This window comes from Nitrospina sp. P1_D6, assembly GCF_052156615.1.
In the GTDB taxonomy this organism is placed as follows: Bacteria; Nitrospinota; Nitrospinia; order Nitrospinales; family Nitrospinaceae; genus Nitrospina.
Map to the genome: position 1 here is coordinate 20862 of NZ_JBQKUN010000011.1, position 20053 is coordinate 40914.

The 20053-nt window shown below is 58.5% G+C and carries 26 protein-coding genes; 10 read left to right on the top strand and 16 right to left on the bottom strand.

Features of this window, described 5'->3' with window-relative positions; translation table 11 throughout:
* Positions 1-15: 15 nt before the first annotated feature.
* A complete protein-coding gene (gene rpmA / locus ACTRXA_RS14020; RefSeq protein WP_442427788.1) occupies positions 16-273 on the bottom strand; it encodes a 50S ribosomal protein L27 in 258 nt (85 codons plus the stop codon).
* A gap of 15 nt (positions 274-288) precedes the next feature.
* The gene (gene rplU / locus ACTRXA_RS14025) at positions 289-600 is read right to left on the bottom strand and encodes a 50S ribosomal protein L21 (protein WP_442427789.1); all 312 of its coding nucleotides are present in this window, start codon (positions 598-600) and stop codon (positions 289-291) included.
* Between the two features lie 220 nt (positions 601-820).
* On the opposite strand from rplU, the gene ACTRXA_RS14030 reads away from it, so the two are divergent.
* Both ACTRXA_RS14030 and ACTRXA_RS14035 read left to right on the top strand, forming a co-directional pair.
* Positions 821-1396: a class I SAM-dependent methyltransferase gene (locus tag ACTRXA_RS14030; protein ID WP_442427790.1), complete on the top strand. Its 576-nt coding sequence runs from the start codon at positions 821-823 to the stop codon at positions 1394-1396.
* 1 nt (position 1397) lies between these two features.
* Complete coding sequence (locus ACTRXA_RS14035) at positions 1398-2261, top strand: SHOCT domain-containing protein (protein WP_442427791.1); 864 nt, start codon at positions 1398-1400, stop codon at positions 2259-2261.
* Between the two features lie 31 nt (positions 2262-2292).
* Here ACTRXA_RS14035 and ACTRXA_RS14040 read toward each other — a convergent pair whose 3' ends face one another.
* Genes ACTRXA_RS14040 through ACTRXA_RS14055 form a run of 4 tightly spaced genes read right to left on the bottom strand, consistent with a single transcriptional unit; the run spans position 2293 to position 4918 of the window.
* Positions 2293-2925 (bottom strand): O-methyltransferase, encoded by a 633-nt coding sequence (locus tag ACTRXA_RS14040; RefSeq protein ID WP_442427792.1) that lies wholly within the window; start codon positions 2923-2925, stop codon positions 2293-2295.
* Positions 2926-2936: 11 nt separating this feature from the next.
* Positions 2937-3596: a DNA-3-methyladenine glycosylase family protein gene (locus ACTRXA_RS14045; protein WP_442427793.1), complete on the bottom strand. Its 660-nt coding sequence runs from the start codon at positions 3594-3596 to the stop codon at positions 2937-2939.
* Entirely contained in the window at positions 3596-4396 is an 801-nt protein-coding gene (locus ACTRXA_RS14050) for a hypothetical protein (protein WP_442427794.1), read from the bottom strand. The genes ACTRXA_RS14045 and ACTRXA_RS14050 overlap by 1 nt, the downstream gene beginning before the upstream one ends.
* A 3-nt stretch (positions 4397-4399) precedes the next feature.
* On the bottom strand, positions 4400-4918 hold the full coding sequence (locus ACTRXA_RS14055; protein WP_442427795.1) for a shikimate kinase: 519 nt from the start codon (positions 4916-4918) through the stop codon (positions 4400-4402).
* 242 nt (positions 4919-5160) lie between these two features.
* Here ACTRXA_RS14055 and ACTRXA_RS14060 point away from each other — a divergent pair, with 242 nt between their 5' ends.
* Both ACTRXA_RS14060 and ACTRXA_RS14065 read left to right on the top strand, forming a co-directional pair.
* Complete coding sequence (locus ACTRXA_RS14060) at positions 5161-5622, top strand: tetratricopeptide repeat protein (protein ID WP_442427796.1); 462 nt, start codon at positions 5161-5163, stop codon at positions 5620-5622.
* Positions 5619-6290, top strand: coding sequence for a hypothetical protein (locus ACTRXA_RS14065; RefSeq protein ID WP_442427797.1), 672 nt, complete (start codon positions 5619-5621; stop codon positions 6288-6290). Before ACTRXA_RS14060 ends, ACTRXA_RS14065 begins: the two co-directional genes overlap by 4 nt.
* Positions 6291-6318: 28 nt before the next feature.
* Here the strand turns inward: ACTRXA_RS14065 and ACTRXA_RS14070 are convergent, their stop codons facing one another.
* A complete protein-coding gene (locus ACTRXA_RS14070; RefSeq protein ID WP_442427798.1) occupies positions 6319-7260 on the bottom strand; it encodes a hypothetical protein in 942 nt (313 codons plus the stop codon).
* A 385-nt stretch (positions 7261-7645) separates the two neighbouring features.
* Here ACTRXA_RS14070 and ACTRXA_RS14075 point away from each other — a divergent pair, with 385 nt between their 5' ends.
* The gene (locus tag ACTRXA_RS14075) at positions 7646-7882 is read left to right on the top strand and encodes a sulfurtransferase TusA family protein (protein WP_005005869.1); all 237 of its coding nucleotides are present in this window, start codon (positions 7646-7648) and stop codon (positions 7880-7882) included.
* A 156-nt stretch (positions 7883-8038) separates the two neighbouring features.
* Here the strand turns inward: ACTRXA_RS14075 and ACTRXA_RS14080 are convergent, their stop codons facing one another.
* The 5 genes from ACTRXA_RS14080 to ACTRXA_RS14100 all read right to left on the bottom strand — a co-directional run bounded on the left by ACTRXA_RS14080 (position 8039) and on the right by ACTRXA_RS14100 (position 12461).
* A complete protein-coding gene (locus ACTRXA_RS14080) occupies positions 8039-8812 on the bottom strand; it encodes a type III pantothenate kinase (RefSeq protein WP_005005871.1) in 774 nt (257 codons plus the stop codon).
* Positions 8813-8853: 41 nt separating this feature from the next.
* Positions 8854-10692: a carbamoyltransferase family protein gene (locus tag ACTRXA_RS14085; RefSeq protein WP_442427799.1), complete on the bottom strand. Its 1839-nt coding sequence runs from the start codon at positions 10690-10692 to the stop codon at positions 8854-8856.
* A 12-nt stretch (positions 10693-10704) separates the two neighbouring features.
* Positions 10705-10854, bottom strand: coding sequence for a DUF5989 family protein (locus tag ACTRXA_RS14090; RefSeq protein ID WP_005005875.1), 150 nt, complete (start codon positions 10852-10854; stop codon positions 10705-10707).
* 12 nt (positions 10855-10866) lie between these two features.
* The gene (locus ACTRXA_RS14095; RefSeq protein ID WP_442427800.1) at positions 10867-11292 is read right to left on the bottom strand and encodes an SxtJ family membrane protein; all 426 of its coding nucleotides are present in this window, start codon (positions 11290-11292) and stop codon (positions 10867-10869) included.
* 95 nt (positions 11293-11387) lie between these two features.
* Positions 11388-12461, bottom strand: a complete 1074-nt coding sequence (locus tag ACTRXA_RS14100) for a multicopper oxidase domain-containing protein (RefSeq protein ID WP_442427801.1) — start codon at positions 12459-12461, stop codon at positions 11388-11390.
* Between the two features lie 124 nt (positions 12462-12585).
* Between ACTRXA_RS14100 and ACTRXA_RS14105 the strand changes: the two genes are divergently transcribed.
* The 3 genes from ACTRXA_RS14105 to ACTRXA_RS14115 all read left to right on the top strand — a co-directional run bounded on the left by ACTRXA_RS14105 (position 12586) and on the right by ACTRXA_RS14115 (position 13849).
* Positions 12586-12936: an STAS-like domain-containing protein gene (locus ACTRXA_RS14105; RefSeq protein WP_442427802.1), complete on the top strand. Its 351-nt coding sequence runs from the start codon at positions 12586-12588 to the stop codon at positions 12934-12936.
* A 203-nt stretch (positions 12937-13139) separates the two neighbouring features.
* The gene (locus ACTRXA_RS14110) at positions 13140-13631 is read left to right on the top strand and encodes a hypothetical protein (protein WP_442427803.1); all 492 of its coding nucleotides are present in this window, start codon (positions 13140-13142) and stop codon (positions 13629-13631) included.
* Positions 13628-13849: a hypothetical protein gene (locus tag ACTRXA_RS14115; RefSeq protein ID WP_442427804.1), complete on the top strand. Its 222-nt coding sequence runs from the start codon at positions 13628-13630 to the stop codon at positions 13847-13849. Before ACTRXA_RS14110 ends, ACTRXA_RS14115 begins: the two co-directional genes overlap by 4 nt.
* 6 nt (positions 13850-13855) lie before the next feature.
* Here the strand turns inward: ACTRXA_RS14115 and ACTRXA_RS14120 are convergent, their stop codons facing one another.
* Both ACTRXA_RS14120 and ACTRXA_RS14125 read right to left on the bottom strand, forming a co-directional pair.
* On the bottom strand, positions 13856-15142 hold the full coding sequence (locus ACTRXA_RS14120) for a NupC/NupG family nucleoside CNT transporter (protein ID WP_442427805.1): 1287 nt from the start codon (positions 15140-15142) through the stop codon (positions 13856-13858).
* Between the two features lie 83 nt (positions 15143-15225).
* On the bottom strand, positions 15226-16116 hold the full coding sequence (locus ACTRXA_RS14125) for an SDR family oxidoreductase (RefSeq protein ID WP_442427806.1): 891 nt from the start codon (positions 16114-16116) through the stop codon (positions 15226-15228).
* Between the two features lie 100 nt (positions 16117-16216).
* Between ACTRXA_RS14125 and ACTRXA_RS14130 the strand changes: the two genes are divergently transcribed.
* Positions 16217-17014: an arylamine N-acetyltransferase family protein gene (locus ACTRXA_RS14130; protein WP_442427807.1), complete on the top strand. Its 798-nt coding sequence runs from the start codon at positions 16217-16219 to the stop codon at positions 17012-17014.
* 1 nt (position 17015) lies between these two features.
* Here ACTRXA_RS14130 and ACTRXA_RS14135 read toward each other — a convergent pair whose 3' ends face one another.
* Positions 17016-18017: a CobW family GTP-binding protein gene (locus tag ACTRXA_RS14135; RefSeq protein WP_442427808.1), complete on the bottom strand. Its 1002-nt coding sequence runs from the start codon at positions 18015-18017 to the stop codon at positions 17016-17018.
* Positions 18018-18067: 50 nt separating this feature from the next.
* Positions 18068-18280, bottom strand: coding sequence for a hypothetical protein (locus ACTRXA_RS14140; protein WP_442427809.1), 213 nt, complete (start codon positions 18278-18280; stop codon positions 18068-18070).
* A 220-nt stretch (positions 18281-18500) separates the two neighbouring features.
* Here ACTRXA_RS14140 and ACTRXA_RS14145 point away from each other — a divergent pair, with 220 nt between their 5' ends.
* A complete protein-coding gene (locus ACTRXA_RS14145) occupies positions 18501-19988 on the top strand; it encodes a mannose-1-phosphate guanylyltransferase/mannose-6-phosphate isomerase (RefSeq protein WP_442427810.1) in 1488 nt (495 codons plus the stop codon).
* Positions 19989-20053: the final 65 nt, after the last annotated feature.

The window sequence follows — 20053 nt, forward strand, 5'->3', positions numbered from 1 at the left end:
CTTATGGGGAGCGCCTCAGTTGGCGGGATAAATGCTGACTTTTTTCTTGGTGCGGCTCAGCCACTCGAACTTCACGACGCCCGGCGTTTTGGCGAACAACGTGTAATCGTTGCCCACACCGACGTTGGTACCGGCATGGATGGTCGTGCCACGCTGGCGCACGATGATCTCGCCCGCCTTCACCGTCTGTCCGGCGAACCGCTTCACGCCCAGCCGCTTGCCGATGCTGTCTCGGCCGTTCGAAGTACTGCCCTGTCCTTTTTTGTGTGCCATGACGTCTCCTTCGCCTTACTTGGAAATGCCGGTGATCTTGAGGCGGGTCACCAGCTGGCGGTGTCCGTTTTTCCGGCGATAGTTCTTGCGGCGTCGCTTCTTGAATACCAGAATCTTTTTGTCCTTGAACTGCTCCACGATCTCGGCTGTCACCGCACTGCCTGAGACAAGAGGACTGCCTACCTGGATGTCCTCGTCCCCACCGACCAGAAGAACCTGGTCCAGAGTGACTGTATCGCCGACGTTGCCTTCCACTTTTTCCACCTGGATGACGTCGCCTTCGGCAACCTTGTATTGCTTTCCGCCTGTTTTGAGTACCGCGTACATTCCAATAACTCCAATGAACCTGTCTGGGACCGGTTTGGCTGGTGAGAGATGCTTTCCTGCGAGCCGGAAACGAAAGAAAGAATATACCGAAAACCCCCCTCCAAGTCAACCCGGACCGGGGCCTTCCCAAAATTATTTTGATACGCCCTCAAAATGGCATACCATGCTGGTTTTCCGGGAAATCAGGGGGGAAGCCGCAGGAAACCCGATTCTGCATAATATGTCGGCAAAAGACAAGGAAAAATGGAACGCCAAGTACGAGGCCACGGACTGCCTGGCCGGTCGCGAGCCCTGCCAGTGGCTGGTGGAACACACCCCGCTTCTGCCCCCCGGTGGGCGGGCGCTTGACATCGCCATGGGCGAAGGCCGGAACGCCCTCTACCTGGCGGAACGGGGGTACCGGGTGACAGGGGTGGACATCTCCGAAGTCGCCATCGACCGGGTTCACCGCCTTGCCCGGGAAAAAAGTTTAAGGATTGAGGGCATTGCCGCCGATCTGGATTCATACCAGTTCGAAAAAAACGCCTACGATGTGATCCTCTGCTTTTATTTTCTGGACCGGCGGCTGTTTCCGGCCATCCGCGAGGGCCTGAAACCGGGCGGATTCTTGATCTACGAAACCTTCAACCAGGACTATCTGAAATACAGCCGGTTCAAGCCCGAATGGGTGCTGGCACCGAATGAGCTGCTGAAAACGTTCGGCGACTGGCTTGTGTTACATTACCGGGAAGTGGACGACCCGAAAGAGGAAAAAGCCTTCGCCTCGATCGTGGCCCGCAAACCCATACAGGAGTGACATGTCCCCATCCACGCACACGCAACTGAACTCGAACCGGATTTGCCGCTGGACCGCCCTTTTCCTGCTCGTCTGCCTGATCGCAATGCTGGTGGGATGCAAGATCAAACACGAACCGGAAAGTTCCGGCCGGGTTTTGGAAGTGGACAACCTCACTCTCCGCTACATCAGTAAATTCCAGCTGGGGGATGCGGTGGCCCAGCTGCAACTGCAACACCCGCTCGCAATCAGCGAAGCGGAGCTGGTCCAGCAGATGTGGTCCCTCAAATACAAGCCCAACTCCCTTTTGGGCGAGGAGGGGCGCGTGTTCACCAAGGACGACGTCATGGACTCCAAACGGCTGCTGACCAAGGCCCTCAACCGGGTCCGGCCGGGGAATGTCGTCGGCTTCACCGTTGAATCTGATGAGGGAGACACTGAGGGAGCCGTCTTCGCCAGCGACAACCGACTGTACTGGAAGTTCGACAAGATTCAGGGAGTGGCGCACAATCTGACCCGCAACTTCAACGCACGTTACGGCTCTTCGTGGCACATGCTGCCCCAGGAAGGGCAAAAGTACTTCGTCACCGGCAAACTGTTCGGCAATAAAACATGGGAAAACTGGATCGTGGCGGACCTCGATTACAAGGGGCCGGTGAAGATCCGTCGGCTGAAACGCAAAACCGGCACCACGGTTCCGGAAAAACAGAACACGAAACCAATGGCACCGGAAAACACCCAGCCGCAGGCCACCGGCAACGAACCGCCTCTGAACCCGGAACTGGTGAAGAAACTGGAATTCCTGAAAAGCCTGCATGACCGCAAACTGATCGGTGAAGAGGAATACCTGGAGAAGCGGAAGGAACTGCTGGACAGTTTGTTCTGATATGGGCCCGGGCCGCCCGCCCACATCCTTTTCATTTTTTACGCAGGCAATACACTCCGTCACGCACGGTGAGCAGGACTCCTTCCACGCGGTCGTCGGCATGCACCGAACGGTTGAAGTCGTCTATGGCGTGGTCTGACTCGTCCTTCGGGTTCAGCACCCGGCCGCTCCACAGCACATTGTCCACAACAATCAATCCCCCGCTCCGCACTTTCGGAAGAACCGCTTCGTAATAATTCAGGTAATTGACCTTGTCCGCGTCAATGAACACCATGTCGAGCGGCCCGTCCACCTTCTCAACCGACTTCAAAGCGTCGCCTTCAAGAAGGGTGATCTTGCTTCCGTGCTCACTGCGGTGAAAGTATTTTTTAGCCATTTCAATCGCCGCGGGATCGACATCGCAGGTGAACAGGCGTCCGTCTTCCGGCAGGCCCTCCGCCATGGACAGCGCGCTGTACCCACTGAAGGTGCCGATTTCCAGCACGCGTTTCGCGCCCAAAATCTGCACCAGCAGTTTCAGAAACCGCCCTTCCAGCCGACCTGTCAGCATCTGCGGCAGTTCCAGTTTCTCATGGGTTTCCTGCTTGAGCTGGGTCAGCAAGGGACCCTCATCCTGCGTGTGGTTGAACGCATAACGTTCAATCCTGTCGTCGATAAAATCCATGGGTCGTGCCTTCAGTAATTGATGATGGTTCCATCCAGCGCACGCCACGCGTACCAGGTGGCGACCGTTTCCAAAGGATGCCACGTCTCCGCCAGCGACCGCAACTGTTTTGCCTTTGGCATTTCGGGCAAATCATAAATCGTCTTCACCGCAGCGCGCAGGCCCAGGTCGTCCACCGGAAGAACGTCCATCCGGTTCAGGGAAAAGATGAGAAACATTTCCGCCGTCCAGCGTCCGATGCCGTGAACCGCGGTCAGGCGCTCAATGATGGCTTCGTTTTCCAGGTAATTCAACTGGTGCGGCCGGATGGTCTTGTCGAGAAAGCGCGCGCTCAGGTCGTGCAGGTAGGCCGCCTTCTGACGCGACAGGCCGACGGCGCGCAGTCGGTCGACGGACACTCCCGCCACCCGGTCCGGCGTCGGCGGTTTGCCGTCGAACAACGCCTGAAAGCGGGCATAGATGACATCCGCCACGCGCGTGGAGATCTGCTGGCCGACGATCGCCTTGCACAGCACCTGGAAATAATTCCGGTTGCGCCGGAGACGCATGGGTCCGATTTGGCGGATGACGGCCGCCATCACGGGGTCCTGCCGGTCAAAATGGCGGAGGATGGCACGCGAGGCAGGGATGACGTGGTTGCGCGAGCGGGTGGATTTCGTGCGCGGGGGCATCAATCCACCTGCAGGAACTTGAAGCGGGTGAGCTTCGGCGCATTTTTCAGTTTCTGCGCGTAACCTTCGGTAAAACGGTTTTTGTAAAGGTCGAGCGTGACGAGATTCGGCAGGTGCTCGCTCTCGGCCAGCAGGTCGATGGCGCTGTCGGTGAGGCCGTTGTGCGGCAGGGTGAGCTTTTCCACGCTGTCGAGCACCTCCGATTCGCACAAGGCTTTCAACCCCTCGTTGCCGATGGACGTGCGGTCCAGATACAACTCCTTGAGACCCCTCAATTTGGAAGACGCCGCCAGCGCCGCCGCACCTTCGGGTCCGAGCGACGTCGCTTTCAGGTAGAGCGTCGTCAGGCCGGAGAGGGTCTCGGAGTTGCCGAGCGCCTCCATCGCCGCCGCGCCGATGTTGTTGTGATGCAGGTACAATACGCGCAGGCGGGTGAGGTGGGGCGACTCCGCCAGCGCGGCCACGGCCGCATCGGTGAGCTTGTTGTCGGCCAGCGACAGGGTGTGAAGTTTTTTGAGGGCCCCGGTTTTCGCAAGGAGGGCCACGCCTTCGTCGCCGAAACTGTTGGCATCCAGGTACATCATCTTGACCAGCTTCAGCCGGGCGTAGCCCATCAAATCTTCCAGCTCGTCGTAAATGACGTCCTTGTCGTTGAGGTCGAGCTTGAAGGTCGGCTCTTCGCTGGTCTCGGCATTGGCGAACATGTCTCCCTCGTGCACCACCATCGACTCGCTTTTGTCGATGTCAGTGATGAGGGTCATGCTGTTGCGCACCAGGCTTTCGAACAGGGAGCCTTCCATGGTTCAAATCCACCCGTAGTTGTGCATGCGTTCGATGATTTGCTGGACCGTCTGTCCGGGGCGGGCGCGGCTGGTGTCGCACACCATGTCCGCCACGGCGGAGTACAAAGGCGCACGCTCTTCGTACACCTTTTTCTGCTCCTCCTCGAAAGACAGGCCTTCGGTGAGAGGCGGACGGTCCCGGCCGCGCTGAAGCCGTTCCAGTATGATCTCCAGGCTGGCGTCCAGCAACACCACCTTGCCGTTGCGTTTTAGAAGCTCGACGTTGTCCGGGTTCAGCACCACGCCGCCGCCGCAGTCGATGATGCAGTTGTCACGCACCGCCACCCGGGACACCACGTCCGCCTCCATTTCGCGGAAGCGCGGCCAGCCGCATTGCTCCACGATGTCGGAGATGTCGCAGCCCGCGTCGTCCATGATCATGCGGTCGATGCTGAACAGCGGCCATTTGAGTTGCTTGGATAGAATTTTGCCGACGACCGACTTGCCGGTTCCGCGGTAGCCCATCAACACAATGTTCATTCCCATTTCCTCCCCAGGGTTCTGTAACGGGCGGCCACCAAAACCATAAACAGCTTCAAATCAATAAGTCCGATAACGGATGAAGGTTAGTGGATTTTTAAACCCGATGCAAACCAAAGACACGGCTCGTGGAAAAGCACCGGGGACATCGCTGGCAACAATGCCCCCAAGTTATGTTAAAATGCCCGCATTGTCGCATGAAGGTCAGGTGTGGCTTCACCTCTTTCAGGAAAGGGCATACCGTGAACACTTTCAAAATTGTGAAGACTGTGGTGTTGGCCGGAATACTGGTTGCCTTGGGGGCTTCCGCCTCCTGGGCGGAAGAGGACAAACTCCTCAAATTGTGTGAAGAAGGAAACTCCGCCGCATGTTTCGAACGGGGTAAAAAGTACATCACCCTGGACAACGAAATTAAAAAAGCGATTCCCCTGTTCCGTAAATCCTGTGAACAGGATTACATGACGGCATGCATCTGGGGCGGTATCTACATCCAGAACCGGGGCCAACAATACAGCCCGGAATGGAAGGAAGCAGCCAAAATGTTTGAGAAGGCCTGCGAAGCGAAAGAGGACGCCGCATGCTTCAACCTGGGGGCCTTGAAATACCGGGAAGGCCGGCAGAGCGCGGCCCTGAAATGGTTTCGAATTGCATGCGACATGGGCAATCAACCCGCATGCGGGAACATCGTTAAAATAGAAAAATGAGCACGCAACCGAAGAAAGCGAAAAACTGGGAAGAACTGATCAACGACGGCGAAAACTACGCAGGGCGTGGCGCGGAGTTCACCCCGGTGCAGAAAGCCCTGTTTGAATCCATCCGCGACAAGGTGGTGTTGAAAGTGCAGGATCACTTTGTTTTCGCCAAACTGATGGACACGGAAGATCCAGGTTACCCGGTGGAGCTGGCGAAACTGATCGCCGGCTTCGAGCCCCTCGACAAGGTGACCTCCCTCATCATCACCCACAACAAAATGAACGCGGAGGCCATCCGCCTCATCACCGAAAGCAGTGTGCTGGGCAAGATCGAATACCTGCACCTGGGTTCCAACACGCTGGGGGACGAGGGTGCGCGGGTGGTGGCGGAATCACCGATGTTCAGCGAGGTCCACACGCTGAACCTGGAATGCAACGGCATCGGTCCTGAAGGCGCGAAAGCACTCGCCGCCTCACCGCACCTCACGAAGGTGACCTCGCTCAGCCTGGTGGACAACCGCATCGGCGAGGAAGGCGCATATGCCTTTGCCGACTCCGACACGTTTTCCAACCTCACCTACCTGCACCTGGGCGGCAACCGCATCAAGTCCGACGAAGCCAAAAAGGCACTCCGCGAATCGCCCAAACTCTCCAAAATCGAAAAACTGAAAGTGTTCTGACGAGAGGGATGGCCGTTTCCAGGCTCTCTCATTCCTCTTCATAATCCGGGCGCAGAAGTTCCGGACGGGAGTAGTTGACGAAGTCGGGATTGGTCTCGACGCCCTCGGTCAGAACCAGCGTCTTGAGACCGGTGAGTGTTTTCGTGTAATAGACCGCATCGCCCCCTTCCTGGCCGAAATAGTTGCGGCCCATGTACAGTTTTTCCAGGTTGGGGAAATGGGTGCTTTCGCCGATGGCCTTGGCACCGGGGTCATCGATGGCGTTGTTGGTGAGCCACAGGATTTTGAGGTTGGGCAAAGGCTTCAGAGTGGCGAGTGCCACGGCTCCTTCTCCCAAAAGCTTGTTGGACGCGAGGTTCAATTCTTCCAGTCCGTCGAGCACCGTACCCGCCAACAGGGCGCGCACTCCCGCTTCCGTGATGTAGTTGCGCTCGAGAATCAAGGTCTTCAGGCATGGCATTTTGCCACCCGCACCCAGCGCTTCGGCGGTGGCGTCGGCCACTTCATTCCAGCCCAGGTTCAATTCTTCCAGTTCCCCGAAATGAGGCGAGTTCACCAGCGCCACCGCGGCGGGATCTTTCAGCCGGTTGTCTTCCATAGACAACCTCTTCAGGTGAGTCACCGTCACCCCCTGCGCTTCGGCGAGTTGCTTCACCCCCGTTTCGGTAATGAAATTGATGGAAAGGTTCAGGTCCTCCAACTGCTCCAGGTTGGGCGACTGAAACAGCGACATCAGGGCTTCGTCCGCCAACTGGTTGTCGGACAGGTCGAGGGTTTTGACCGATTTCACCGCATCGCATTCGGCAATGATGCGGGCTTCGTCGGTGCCAAAGTAGCGACCGGTCAACACCAGCCGGGAGGCATCCTGCTCCAACTGCCGGGCGATTTCCGCGTGCAGTTTTTCCGCTTTCTCCTCGTAGGTGGGCTCGTTCGCTTCATATTCCGTGTTTCCATCGCTTCGCACCGCCATATTGTTTTCTCGACTTTCCTTAAAAACAGGGTTTTCGAAAACCGCCGGATTATCCCCTCCGGCACTCCGATTGTAACAAATCCCCGGCCGGCACCATACCTCCCGGGAAGCTCAAAATAGCCCCGTCCCTATCCCTTGGCCACCTGTCGGACCAAGCCTCCCGCAAAAAAGGGGGATTGAAGACCCGCAACCCACCCGAACTCTTCAACAAAAACAAAACTCCAATAGAATCAATCGGTTGAAACCCACCCTGAGAATTAAAAAAAATTAATGAACCATTCATTTTCTTTTAATGTTGCCGTCCTATATTTACAACCAAGGCAGGAAGTTGCCGGGGAGAATCTTTTAATTGACCAGCGTCATCTTAATAAACAGGAGTGGGACCATGACCGTGTTCAAAACGCTCGATACCCGTGGATTGTCATTCTTCAGCGCGACCGATCAGTTGAACCAGGCTTTCAAGGATGTCAAAATGAACGGCATCCTGGAAATCATTTTGGACAAAAAGAAAAATTTTTCCGAAGCTTTTAGCCGCTGGGTGGAATCTAAAGGATATAAGGTATCCAATCGGGACGAAGATGCCCGGCTGGTTCGCTTGTTTATAAGCAAATCCAAACGGTAAAATAGAGATATAGAGAATCAATCGAATACATGGACATGCCTGATATGCAGTTGCCGGCTTTTTCGACTACTGATTTTCCTGGGGTCCCTCCTCTCCCCGGGTTTTAGCCCCTCCTCTAGTCGGGAAAGCCGGTTTTTTGTGTGAAGGACCTCCTTCTCACTTTCCCTGCCGGTTTCGATCATAAAGAATTTTCAAACCTTCCAGCGTCAGAAACGGGTCGATCACCTCGACCACCGGAACCTGGTCGGCGATGGCCTTGATGAGCCCGCCGGTGCCGATCACTTTCGCTTTTTCTCCCAGCTCCCCCTGCATCCTGGAGACGATGTTTTCGATCATGCCGACGAAGCCGTAAATGGTGCCGGCCTGAATGCTCTCCACCGTTGATTTCCCGATCACCTTTTCAGGCCGCACCAAGTCCACCGGTGACAGCTTTGCCGTGCTTTTGTAGAGCGCTTCCATCGAAATCTGCAGGCCGGGAAAAATCGCGCCGCCCAGGTACTCGCCTTTATTCGACACCACGTCGAAGGTGATGGCCGTTCCGAAATCGACGATGATCAGCGGCCCGCCGTATTTTTCCAGCCCCGCCACGGCGTTGACGATGCGGTCGGCCCCCACTTCCGCCGGATTCTTGTAAAGGATGGGAATGCCCGTCTTGATGCCCGGCCCCACCACCAGCGGTTCGGTTTTGAAATACTTGCGCGACAACTCCTCGAACACCGGGATGAGCGGCGGCACCACGCAGGAGATGACAATGTCGTCGATGGTGCCGGTGGTGATGTCGTTCAGCAGGATGAACTCGTTGGCCAGAACCCAGTACTCGTCCACCGTGCGGTTGCGTTCCGTACGGATGCGCCAGTGCGTGCGCAGGCAGTCCGCGTCATACAGACCGAAGACGATGTTGGTATTCCCAATGTCTACCGCTAAGAGCATGTGCAGAAATCCTGAAAGGCGGGGGGAGGAGGCGGGATGGCTCAGTCCAGCTCAAACGCCCCGGCGTGGTTGTTGATGAGAGCGGGGTTCTGCTCTCCCTTCTTAAGAAAACAGTTGCCTATGGCGAGCACGTCGATCTGCGTGCCCATGAAACAGCGAAACGCGTCTTCCGGCGTGCACACGATGGGCTCGCCGCGCACGTTGAAACTGGTGTTGACGAGCACCGGACACCCGGTGCGTCGCTGGAACGCCGTGATCAATGCATGATAGCGGGGATTGGTCTCTTTGTGAACTGTTTGAATGCGGGCCGAACAATCGACATGCGTCACGGCGGGGAGATCGGACCGCACCACGCGGAGCTGTTCCAGCCCGGTCCGGGAGAGATCGGCGTCCGTCAAGGAGCGACGCCGCCGCCGGGCCACCTCCGCCACCAGCATCATGTAGGGGCTGTCGGTGTCCATTTCAAAGTAGCGCGCCACCTCCTCTCTCAGGACGGACGGGGCGAACGGGCGAAACGACTCGCGGTTTTTGACCTTGAGGTTGAGGGTGGCCTGCATGTCCGGCGAGCGGGGATCGGCCAGAATCGACCGGTTGCCGAGGGCCCGCGGACCGAACTCCATCCGTCCCTGAAACCACCCCACGGCGCGCCCTTCGGCCAGCGCCTCGGCGCAGGCGTCGATCATTTCCCCCTCTTCCATCACCGCAAATTGCGCCCCGGCGGCATCCAGCCGCGCCTGGATTTCCTCCTGCGAAAACTCCGGCCCCAGAAACGCCCCCCGCATGCCGTCAAGGGCAATGCCCGTCCTGCGGGGGTTGCCCGCATGCAGGTGGTAAGCGCAGTAGGCCGCACCCAGCGCGCCCCCGGCATCCCCTGCGGCGGGTTGAATCCAGATGCGCTCGAACGCCCCGTCGCGCAGAACGCGCCCGTTGGCGACGCAGTTGAGCGCCACCCCGCCCGCCATACAGAGATTCTTCAATCCCGACTCCCTGGCGATCGAGCGGGTGAGTTTCAGCAGGACCTCTTCCGTCACCGACTGAATGGAGGCCGCGAGGTCCATATGCCGCTCCGTCAGCACCTCGGCGTCGCCGTTGCGCGGCGGACCGCCGAACAGCGCGTGAAACTTCTTGTTGGTCATGGTGAGGCCGGTGCAGTAATCGAAGCAGTCCAGGTTCAACCGGAACGTGCCGTCGGCTTTCACGTCGATCAGGTGCTCGAGGATCGTGTCTTTGAATCGCGGTTCCCCGTAGGGGGCCAACCCCATCAGCTTGTACTCGCCGGAGTTCACCTTGAACCCGAGGTACTGTGTGAACGCTGAATAGAGCAGGCCCAGCGAATGCGGGAAATGGATTTCTTTTTGCAGGGTGAGTTCGCGCCCGCGGCCGATGCCGAACGACGTCGTCGCCCATTCGCCGACGCCGTCGAGCGTCAGCACCGCCGCTTCTTCAAACGGCGACGGGTAAAAGGCACTGGCCGCATGGCTCAGGTGGTGTTCGGAAAACAGCAGGGCCCGGTCGGGATCGCCCTCCCATCCCATGGCGCGCAATTGGCGCAGGAGCAGCGGTTTTTGAAACAGCTTGTCCTTGATCCAGACGGGAATGGCTTTATGAAAGGTGCGGAATCCTTTCGGCGCGAAGGCGATGCTGGTTTCCAGCAGGCGTTCGAATTTCAGAAAGGGCTTGTCGTAGAAGGCGATGACATCGACCTCGGCGAGGCCGAGGCCCGTCTGCTCCAGGCAGGAATGGATGGCGTGGCGGGGAAAGCGGGCGTCGTGTTTTTTACGGGTGAAGCGCTCTTCCTGCGCCGCGGCCACCACCACTCCGTCCCGCAACAGGGCCGCCGCGCTGTCGTGGTAAAAAGCGGAGATGCCGAGAACAACCATGGCCCGGCAGGATCAGAACAGGGTGTAGATGAACGGCGCCACCGCGGACCCTTGAGTCAGAATCACCAGCCCGCTCATCATGAGAAGCAGAGTCACGATGGGCAACAGCCAGTACTTCTTGCGGACCCGAATGAACACCCACAATTCCTTGACGACCGTCACGGAAACCTCCCGTCAAAACTGATTGATCAGCGACTCCGGCGCCGGGCCGGGGGGATCGCGTTCGATCCAGTAACTCGCAGCGGCGGGGTCCCGCCGCATCCGCAACAGGTCTTTTCCTAGTATACGAAGGAAAACCCCTGTCGGCGTCACCACGCAGAAATACAGGATGCCGAGGATTCCCGGGCTCATTATATTTCCTAAAATCCCACCAAGGCGAATCCATCTCCGATTGAACGGAGACAGCCAGGAAGGCCTCAACCCGGCAATGCCCAGTGTGACCCCGGCGAGAACCAGAAACACCGGACGCACCGGACCGCCGTTCAGCAGGGGCCACAGGCCGATCCCCGCAAACACGGCGAAGAAAACCAGGCCAAACGACCTGTCGGAAGAACCCGATACCGGATCATCCTCCAATCCTTCATTTTCCACGGCATCCATGCCGAAAGATTATATATCAAATTGAGGATTTCTTCACCTGCGTAGGAAAACAGGATACCTGGAAAGGGTGGATATGATGAGGGTGAATCCCCCGGTCAGGGGGTGGACAGGAGTCCGGGGACAGGGTGGCCGTCGACTTTCAGCAGGCCGTAGGAGCCGCGATCGATGCGGGCGATGGCGTGGTCGAGCAGGATGTAGTCGCCGGAATTCTCCAGGGTGAGTTCGACGGCGGACGCCCCTCCGGCAGGCACCAGGGTGGTCTGCACCCGGTGACGCGGCGGACTCATGGCCCCTTCCGGATAGACCGCATCAAACATCTCCCCGATGATGTGGAAATTGAGGACGCGGGACACCCCGCCGTTGCCGACGAAGATGCGGATGCGTTCCCCCTGTTTCACCTGAAGGGCACCCGGGCCGGTGAGGGACCGCACCCGGCCGTTCCACACGATGTACTCGGGCCGCTCCTGCATCATTTTTTCAGGAGAAAAGTCCTGGAATCCCCGGTCTCCCACCGCTCCACGGGTATAAAATTCGCCCTGCATGATGTAGAATTCACGATCCACCTCGGGCCAGCCGTCTTCGGGATCGATGACGATCAGTCCGTAGAGGCCGTTGGTGATGTGCGACGGCACGTTGGGCGTGGCGCAGTGGTAGAGGTACACGCCGGGATGAAGCGCCTTGAATACGATCGTCCGCGTCTCGCCCGGTTTCACTTCGGAAAGCTTCGAACCACCCCCCGGACCCGTGACCGCGTGCAGGTCTATGGAATGCGAATGGGTGCTGGTGGGATGGTTGGCCAGCGTCAACTCCACTGTATCGCCCACACGGGCGCGTAGAAAAGGACCCGGAACCGTGCCGTCAAACGTCCAGAAAACGTATTCCGTATCCGGGGACAGGGTGGACACCAGCTCGCGGAATTCCAACTTGAACTTGACGGTTTCGGATTTCTTGCGTTGAATGGGTGGAGGCAGGTCGTGAGGCCGTTTGGCGATATCGTCCACGCGGGTCAGCTTGTCCACATCGATTTCATGAAAATGCGGCGCTTCGCCGGGCCCTACGGAAGGCAAATGGCCCGAACGGTGTGGATGATGATGCGGGTTCTCCGCGAACGCGGGTGGGAGCAGCATCCCCAAAACGAGCAGAATAAGCGGGCTGAAACGAAGACACATCAAATCCTGGTACTCCCGAATGGCAAAGCGAACTGAATGCTAAAACGCCCGCATTGGTGTTTGAATTCAGTATAAGGGATCGCATCATGCAGGGAAAACCTTATATTCCCCAGGAACTGGAATCATGGAAATCAAACTGAAAGAGGATATCGGAACCCGGTGCATTGCGCTCGACGACGGCATCCGGCTTTATGAAAAAATCCTGCCGGAATTGAAAGCAAAACAACCCGTGTATATGGACTTCACCGGCGTGGAGGCGGTATTCTCCCCGTTTTTAATGGGGTGTGTCGGTCGCCTGCTGGATCATTTCGAAAAAGAGTTTTTGATGGAACACCTCATGCTCCGCAACATCCAGCCGGAACACCTGAAGACCGTCAACGAATTCATCGACCGTGCCGAACAGCGGCTGACTGAGAAAACGGACCTGGAATCCATGAAGGAATTTTTCGAAGAGGATGAGCTCGGCGACATTTAAAACCGTCGGCTGGGCCGGTCCCACGGTTTGAGCCCTTCCTTCAAATAGCCAGAAAGTGGAAAAGGATGTGCCGGATCCGCTCCCGGTTCGCCAACCGTGCGGATTTCGCATTTTCTGCGACTTGGGGTCAGGCTCTCTCCCACAGGCGGGAAGACAAATCGAATCTGAATTCGTATAATAGGAGGCTCAAGAAAGGGCCTGACATGAATCTTTACAAAGCATATTCACTGATTCCATCGACCCGTTTGACGATGGACCACGAGGAAGATGACATCCGCATCGAATGGATTGTCTATTTTCGTGACGAGCCCCTGCCCGTGCCCAAGATCATCGCCAATTACCCGCAAGCACTGGAGATGAATGAGGAGCAATCGGCCCCCGAATACCTGCGCTGGATCCAGAGCCGTGTCAACAACCTGCTGCTGGAAGAGGAAAAGGAGGAACTGGAGCGGTATCTGACCGAGAAATACGGCATGTCCGCCTATTTTGAGAAAATGGTCATCCCGATCGACGTCAAAAAACTGCCTTGGTTCCGCGAACGCTACATCAACAGCATGGTCATCCTGCACGAGCGCGGCGACCCCTTCATCCTCAACTCCTGCATCGTCGGCATGGTCTCACCGTTCAAAAATTTCAACACCGTCCACACGGTCAGCGAATTCCTGCAGGAAATCGACCGGCAGAACGAGGTGTGACCGATGTCCCCCACCCTTCAGCCGCGCGGACTCACCACTCTTCCCTTCCCGGCATCATGAGCGGCCGACACGAACCGGACGGGGACAAGTACCCTCCCCTTACGGAAAAAGAAAAACGCGAGGCGTACTCGGTGTACATCGCCGCCATCGGTGTGTTGATCATCATCATTTCATTTTTCTGGAACATCGTGTCCCTGCTGTTTGGCGGCGGCGAGTGAATCCCGTCACGCCAGCACCCCGGCCACGCACCCTGTAAGCAGGGTCGCCAGAAACGACGTCCACAGTGCCCGCACGCCCAGCACCGAAACCTCCCGCACACGCCTCGGCATCAGGCTCGACACCCCGCCGATGAAGATTCCCATGCTGGCGATGTGCACGAAACCGCAAAGCGCATAGGTCAGGATGGTGAGCGAACGCGGGGTGAATGCCGGGACGTCTCCTCCCTGCACCGCCGCCAGCGTGAAGTACGCCGTCACCTCCGTCTCCACGAAACGCGAACCGAGAATCTGGGCCGCCATCTGCCACTCGCCGGGTTCCAACCCGAGCAGAACCACGAACGGCCACGTGAGCATCCCCAAAATGCGGGCCAGCGTGATCGGCTCCCCACCCACTTGGGGCAGGAGGTTCAGCAACAGATCCAGCACCGCTTCCAGCCCCAGCACCACAATCAATAGAGTAGCGATGCCCACCGCCATCCCCACGCCCTGTTTGCCGCCGTCCATCAGAGCCACCATCAGGTTGGCTGGCGGCGTGTCATTTCCGTCGTACCCCGCTTTGGCGGGCACCTCGCCTGCGGTGACGGGCTGGTCGTTTTCCGGCAGGGTGAGCTTGCTCACCAGGATGGCGCAGGGGATGGAGATGATCGACGCGGACACCAGGTGGCCCGCGATCTGTGGAAACACGTTCTGCAATGCCAGGACGTACACGGCAAGCACGGTGCTGGCCACCGTCGCCATCATGCAGGTGAGAAGCGTGAGCAGTTCCGAGCGCGTCATGCGTTCGAGATACGGCCGCACGGTGAGGCTGGACTCGATGCCGACAAAGATGTTGGCGGAGGCCGACAGGGCCTCCGCGCCGGACAGGCCCATCAGCCGGTAAAATATGCGCGCAAAAAACCGCACCACCGCCTGCATGACATTCAGGTAATACAATCCGGCGACCACCGCCGAGAAAAAGATCACCGCAGGCAATACCTGCATGGCGAGCACGAAACCGATGGATTTCGTCCCGTCGGGCAGGCTCTCCCCGGGCCCCAGGGCCAGCGGACCGAACAGGAACACACTGCCCTTTCGCGATGCGGCGATCAGGGCCAGCAGAGCGTCGTTCACCCACGACAACGCGTCGCGCGTGAACGGCAACCAGAAAGTGAAGGCGCCGATCAGCCAGATGAGGACCAGGCTCCCCGCCACCGTGCGCACATTCGGCCGGGCGCGGTTGCCGGTGGCCCAGGCCACAAGGGCAAGAACAAAAAATCCGGTGAGTGACAGCAAACGGTACGGGGCGTCGTCCATGCTCCTCCTTGAGAATCGGGGTTGGGGCAGGCGGACCTCGACGGGGTCCGGGTACAGGGATTATAACAATGCTTCCGCCCGGATCATTCCAGTTTGGCGGCCAGGGCTTTCAACCCTTCGCGGTAGTCCGGGTAATGCAGGCGCACCTTCAGTTCCTTTTTGATGCGGAAATTGCTGACCCGCTTGTTGGTCAGGTAAAAGCTTTTTCCCATCTCGCTCAAACCGGCTTCTTCAAACGGGACCAAAGGCGGTGGTTCCATGCCCAGCAGTTTGCAGGCGAGCTCGGTGACCTCCGCCGGGGGGGCGGGGCAGTTGTCCACCACGTTGTACACGCGGCCCGGATGCGGCCGTTCGATGGACGCCTTCAGCACCTGCACCACGTCCGCCACATGGACGCGTCCGAACATGAGGCCGGGCTTGTCGATTCGCTGCGCGAGGCCCTGCCTGGCTTTGAGCAGGGGGTTGCGTCCCGGACCGTAAATGCCCGCCAGCCGGAACAGGTGCACGGGAAGCGCGTGTTTGTAGGCGAGGCGCATCCAGTTCGCCTCGGCCTTGGCGCGGCGTTGCTGGTGCGGGAAGGTCGGCGCGGGGGGCGTCTCTTCTTCCACCCAGTCGCCGCCGCGGTCGCCGTACACGCCGGTGGTCGAGAGGTAACCGATCCATTCGCATTGCGGCAGGGACATCAACAGCTCGCCGAAATGGTGCAGGACCACATCACCCGCGTCCCCCCTGGGCGCAATGGTGACGAGCACATGCGTGGCCTCGGCCAGCGCATGGGACACATCCGGAACCGTTTCCGGAGCGTCGAACGTCCACACCTGCCAGCCCTGCTGTTCATGTTCTTTTCTTTTTTCTTCGCTCCGGCAGGTGCCGGAAACGCTCCAACCCTCGCCGTGCAAAATTTCCGCGAGCGCCCTTCCCACATACCCGAGGCCAAAACAGAACAGCCTGGCAGGTTTTATTTCTTCCTTCATAATTTCCACGCGTTCGTTATAAAATCGGTCAACCATAGCATAAAATTTAAAGCACGCTCAGACCTGATTCCTTTTTCCCGGCACCGGATCGAAAACCGACATGACCCCGCTGACACACGAACAACTGGACGCCTACCTTCACCGCATCGGCCACAGCGGCCCGGTGGCCAACGATGCGGCCACGCTCACCGCGCTCCACACAGCGCACACGTTGAACGTGCCGTTCGAAAACCTCGACCTGTACCTCGGACGCGCCATATCGCTTGAACCCGGCGCCCTGTTCGAAAAGATCGTGACCCAAAGGCGTGGCGGCTGGTGTTTTGAGATGAACGGTTTGTTCGTCCGTGTGCTGAAGACCCTCGGTTTCGAGTTCACCCTCCTCGCCGCCCGCGTGTTCGACGAAGACGACATTCCCGGCCCGCGAAGTCATCAGCTCCAGCTGGTACGGGCCGGTGGACGCGACTGGGTGGTCGATGTCGGCTTCGGCGGGTTCGGGCTCATCGCGCCGGTTCCACTGGAAGCGGAGACGGTGCACAAGCAGTTCGCCCAGGAATTCCGGCTGGTGCGGGATCCGGCGGGAGGGTACATTCTGCAAACCCGGCTGGATGGCAAATGGGACAGCCAGTACGTGTTCACCCTCGAGCCGTCCTTGCCGCGCGACTACGAGTATGCGAATTTTTACCTGTCTCACGCACCGGATTCCATTTTCCGGCAGAAACGGGTGGTCACCCGGCCCACCGAAAACGGGCGTCTTAAGTTTTCAAACCGCGAGTTGAAAATCTGGGACAATGGCGGCACGCGAACGGTCCATGCCGCCGACGATACGGAATACAAGCGCCTGCTGCAGGACCATTTCAGGCTGGCGATCGACGAGGGGTTTGTCGATCCAAACCGGTAAATCAAACCAGGCAGGATTTCACGCCGGCTTCCAGTCGCTCGCGGTTCAGGTTGCGCCCGATGAACAGCAGGGTGTTCTGGCGGGGCGATTCTCCCCACGGCCTGTCCTCCCTCGCGTCAAACATCATGTACACGCTCTGGAAAACATAGCGATTGGGTGAGTCCTCGACATTCAGGATACCCTTGGAGCGAAACACATCCATCCCTTCGGTGAGGTACAGCATCTGCAACCAGATATTGAATCGGTTGGGATCGATGCAACCGGGCACCGTGATGCCGACGGAGGTGATGGCGTCCCCGTGCCGCGGCTCGGTGTCGTCGTGGTCGTGTCCGTCCTCATGCGCGTGGTCGTGTCCGGCGTCGTCGAAGTTCAGACGCTTTAGGTCGAAACCGCCGATGTCCAGCACCTGGTCGAGGGAAACCTGCGCATGCCGGGTGACGTGAAGGGTTGCGGTGGGGTTGATTCCTGCAATGCGCTTGTGCACGCGGTCCCGTTCCTCAGCCGACACCAGGTCGGTTTTATTGAGCAGGAGCACATTGGAAAAGGCGATCTGTTCCCAGGCCACGTCCAGGTCTTCGAGTTGCATCTCGATGTGCTTGCAGTCGACCAGCGTCACCACCCCGTCCAGCTTCAACCCCTGAGCGATGTCCTCCTCCACCATGAACGCCTGGGCGATGGGTCCGGGTGAGGCGAGACCGGTCGCTTCGATCACGATGTAATCGATCTGCTTCTGCCGTGCAAGCAGGCGGTTGAGCGTCTCGATCAGGTCCCCTTTGATCGAGCAACAGACGCACCCGTTGCTCATTTCAAACAAATCCTCCTCCGCGCCGACCACCAGATCGTGGTCGATGCCGATTTCACCGAACTCGTTTTCAATGACGGCGATGCGCCGGCCATGCCGGCCGGTGAGGATGTGATTGAGCAGGGTGGTCTTGCCCGATCCGAGAAACCCCGCCAGCAGGGTGACGGGGAGTTCCCGGTGTTTTTCTTTATTGCCTTGCATGGAAAGCCTGATGGCGAAAGGGTGAGTTTCCGGAAACGGGTACGGACCTTTTAAGAAGCACGCGGTCCGTCGGCGGGCGCATCTTCCGTGCGGTCTTCCGTCTCCCGGACTTCTTCGTAACGTTTTTCGATTTCCAGCTCGTCGTACACCTTGTCGATTTTCGACTTGATGCCGGACCGGGGCTCGCCGGCGTCTTTCTTCACAAAACTTTTGTCCGCCAGCACCGACTGCCAGAGCTGCTTTTTCTTTTCATCTCCCGACATGAAATTCATACCTCCACAAACTGAATGAAAATGAAATGAAAAAGGTTTTTATTTGGCCCGGTTGAGGCCGACCCTCATTCTACAACAGGCTGCCTTTTTCCCAATGATTTTTGTAAACGATTCTGTTAGTCTGAAATTTCAGGGGGTTGCCCGGTCATGCCCATGATCCGCACCCCCTTTTTTGTGGGCTTCATCCCAAGGCGGACCAAAGGGACAGAACATGATTGTTCCCGTCATTCTCTCCGGCGGCGCGGGTACCCGGTTGTGGCCCCTGTCACGGGAGGACCATCCCAAACCCTTTCTGGCCCCGGCGGGCGGCGATTCTCTTTTGCGCCGCACCTTTGACCGCGTGCTTCATTTTGAAGACACCGACCGCATTGTCGTCGCCGGCCCCCGGCACCTGCAATACCCGATCCTGAACGAATACGCCGCGTTGCCCGATCACGGTAACGTTCCCCTCGATTTCATCCTGGAACCGATGGGACGCAACACCGCCCCGGCGATCGCGCTGGCGGCCTTGTACGTGTCGCAGGAAGTGGGACCGGAAACGGTTCTGTTTGTGCTCGCGGCGGACCAGCACCTGGCGCGTCCTGAAGTTTTGCAGACCGCGGTCGCCACCGCACGTGAGCTTGCGGAAAACAATTTTCTTGTCACCATCGGCATCGAACCCGAACGTCCGGAGACGGGCTACGGTTACATTGAACTGGGCGATTCGCTGGAACACCTGCTGTCGCCTTCGCCGCTGCGTTCCGAGCGCGGCGTGGCGGTGCAGGAAGTCACCCAGTTCGTCGAAAAACCGGACCGTGAACGCGCCGAAGCGTTTGTTGCCTCCGGCCGTTACCTGTGGAACGCGGGTATGTTCTGTTTCCGCTGTGACGTGTTCATGGGCGCCCTGCTCCGCACCGCGCCGGAGGTGCACGACGGGGTTCTGAACTGCTGGGAAGGGTCGCGCGTGCGTGACCGGGCCTTGAAGGTGAACCGCGACCGGTTCCAGAAAGTCCCCTCGATTTCCGTTGATTACGCGGTGATGGAAAAAGCCCGGCAGGTGGCGGTGGTGCGTTGCGACCCGGGCTGGGACGACCTCGGCAACTGGGAGGCGGTGGCGCGTTGTTTCCCTGAAGACGAACACGGCAACCGTGGCGAGGGGGACATCCTCCACCTTGGAAGCGAACACTGTTTTGTGCAGGCGGGATCGCGACTGGTCGCCGTGGTCGGCATGAAAGACGCCTTTGTTATTGATACCGAGGACGCCCTGCTGGTGGCCGACCGCGATCACCTGGACTCCTTGCGGAAGGTGGTGGCGGAATTGAAAAAACGCCACCACCCGGCGGGCGACAGCGGCCGCGAGGTGATCCGTCCGTGGGGCCGGTTTGCCGTGGTGGACCAGGGAGAGGGTTACCAGGTAAAACGCATCGTGGTCGCACCCGGCGGCATGCTGTCGCTGCAACTGCACCACCACCGCCTCGAACACTGGGTGATCGTTCAGGGAGAATGCCGGGTGATTCTGGGCGAAACCGAACAGGTGCTTTCCATCAACGACACCCTCAGGATTCCTCCCGAAACCCGCCACCGTGTGACCAACTGCGGCGACCGGCCCCTCATCATCATCGAGGTCTCCACAGGACCCTACCTGGGAGAGGACGACATCGTGCGTTTTGCCGACATCTACGGTCGCGTTCCCCCGCCCGACGAAACGGAATCGGATTGATTTTCCCCCTTTCCGGAATCAGGTCCAAGAGGGCGATTTTCCGAAAATGTTTGCAAATCGCCCCA